A 2,027-nucleotide genomic window follows, 5' to 3' on the forward strand; every position below is an offset into this window, starting at 1 on the left:
GACATCAATAAAGTAGCCAAAGGATCGCATGAGTTTATGGTGTTGTATGACATTTTCTTATCTAAGAAAGTATCTAGTTCGTCTCGTTATTTCTAAAAGCCAAACACACATACAATGAAAATAAGAAAGGTTTATTTAAGTCTGTTATTGGGAGGTCTTTTGTCCACACAAAGTATAAGTGCTCAAGAGCCAATCAAGCCTCCCTTGGAGATTGCCAATGAACACTATAACCGCTATGAGTTTGTTGAAGCGGCTAAGGTGTATCAGAAGCTGATCCGCGGAGCCAAGACAGATAATTATATTTATTTACAATTAGCAGATTGTTACTACAATATCTTCAATACGGTTGAAGCGGCGAAGTACTACGGTAAAGCCTTGGAGAAGGATCCGAGTTTAGATTCCGAGCTTTACTACCGCTTTGCTCAGATGCTCAAGGCCAGTGGTCGTTATGAGTCATCTAATGCGGCTATGAAGAAATTTGCGGAGCGCAATCCAGAGGATCAACGCGCTATTGCATTTTTACGCGAGCCAGATTACATTCCAAGATTGCGCGAGCAAGAGGAGTTGTTTACCTATGAAGAATCGGGGATCAATGATCGTCAGGGGAATGATTTCGGCGCTTTTTTAACTACGGGCGACACGCTTTACTTTGCGTCTACTCGTGCTGGTAACGACTCGAAGAAGAAGTATGGCTGGGATAACCAAGGGTATTTGGATATCTACCAAGCGAAATACAAAAACGCAGATGATCCGTTATACGATGTAGAACCTGTTTCGGAGTTGAATACGAAGTATCACGATGGTCCAGCTACCGTTACAGGGGATGGACAGACGATGTACTTTGCCACGGAGAGTTTCCGAGCGGGTAAGTTTGTTAAGAACAAAGCCAAGCTTGTGAAGTTAGGAAAAGTAAGTGTTTTCCGCGCAACAAGAAAGAAAGACAAGTGGACGGACTTTGAACCTGTTCCTTTCAACGGTAGTGATTACTCGGTAAGTAACCCTAGTGTGAGCAAGGATGGACGTACGTTGTACTTCTCATCTGATATGCCAGGCACGATGGGTAGCACGGATATTTGGAAAGTGGATATTGATTCGGATGGCAACTATGGAACGCCTGTTAATATGGGTAGTCAGATCAACACCGAAGGTAGGGAATCGTTTCCTTTTATCTCTGAAGATGGTAAGTTGTACTTTGCATCGGATTCACGCAAGGGATTTGGAGGCTTGGATGTTTATGTGGTTGACTTAGCTATTCCACAGGCAGAGCCGAAGAACTTAGGGGCTCCGATCAACACGGCTAAAGATGATTTCGCATTTTCGTTCTACCCAGGTAAAGACATTGGATTCTTTTCAACCAACCGCATTGGGCGCGATGACATCTACAAAGCGAAACCGGTTTGTAATACAGAAATGTATGTAACAGTAACCCATAAAGATACAGGTAAGATTTTAGAAGGTGCTCGTGTAGATATCTTTGATGATCGCAAGAACTTGATCGAGACGAAGTTTACGGATCGTCGTGGTATTGTGGAATACGTGGTGGATTGTGATAAGTTTTACCACTTACAGGTAGACAAAGAGGATTTTGAAGGCAAGTCGATTGAAGTTCCCTTGAACCGCAAAGGGGGTCGTCAGTTAGTGAATGTAGGTCTTCGTCCAATCGAGGTGATTGTAACCAAAGACGAGATCATCTTAGGGGATATTTACTTCGAGTTTGACCGCTCGAATATCACCCAACAAGGGGCGTTTGAATTGGATAAGCTAGTGAAGGTGATGAAGCGCAATCCACAGCTGCGCATCAAAGTAGGTGCTCACACGGACAACCGCGGAAGTGCTACTTACAACCAGAAGCTATCAGAGAATAGAGCTAAAACAACGGTTCAGTATGTATTGTCGAAAGGCATTGAAGCCTACCGCTTAGAATCTCAAGGATACGGAGCAAGTGAACCAAAAATAGATTGCAAATCGAACTGTTCAGAAGAAGATCACGCGATCAACAGACGAAGTGAGTTTGTCATCATTAAATA

General features: G+C 43.3%; 1 protein-coding gene. It reads left to right on the top strand.

Going from position 1 to position 2,027, the window contains the following annotated elements:
* Nucleotides 1–114 precede the first annotated feature (114 nt).
* On the top strand, nucleotides 115–2,027 hold a 1,913-nt coding region (locus tag ACPDHL_RS16150; protein WP_430533728.1), incomplete at its 3' end, for an OmpA family protein.

Origin of the sequence: Myroides sp. C15-4 (assembly GCF_050522745.1) — a bacterium.
Taxonomy (GTDB): domain Bacteria; phylum Bacteroidota; class Bacteroidia; order Flavobacteriales; family Flavobacteriaceae; genus Flavobacterium.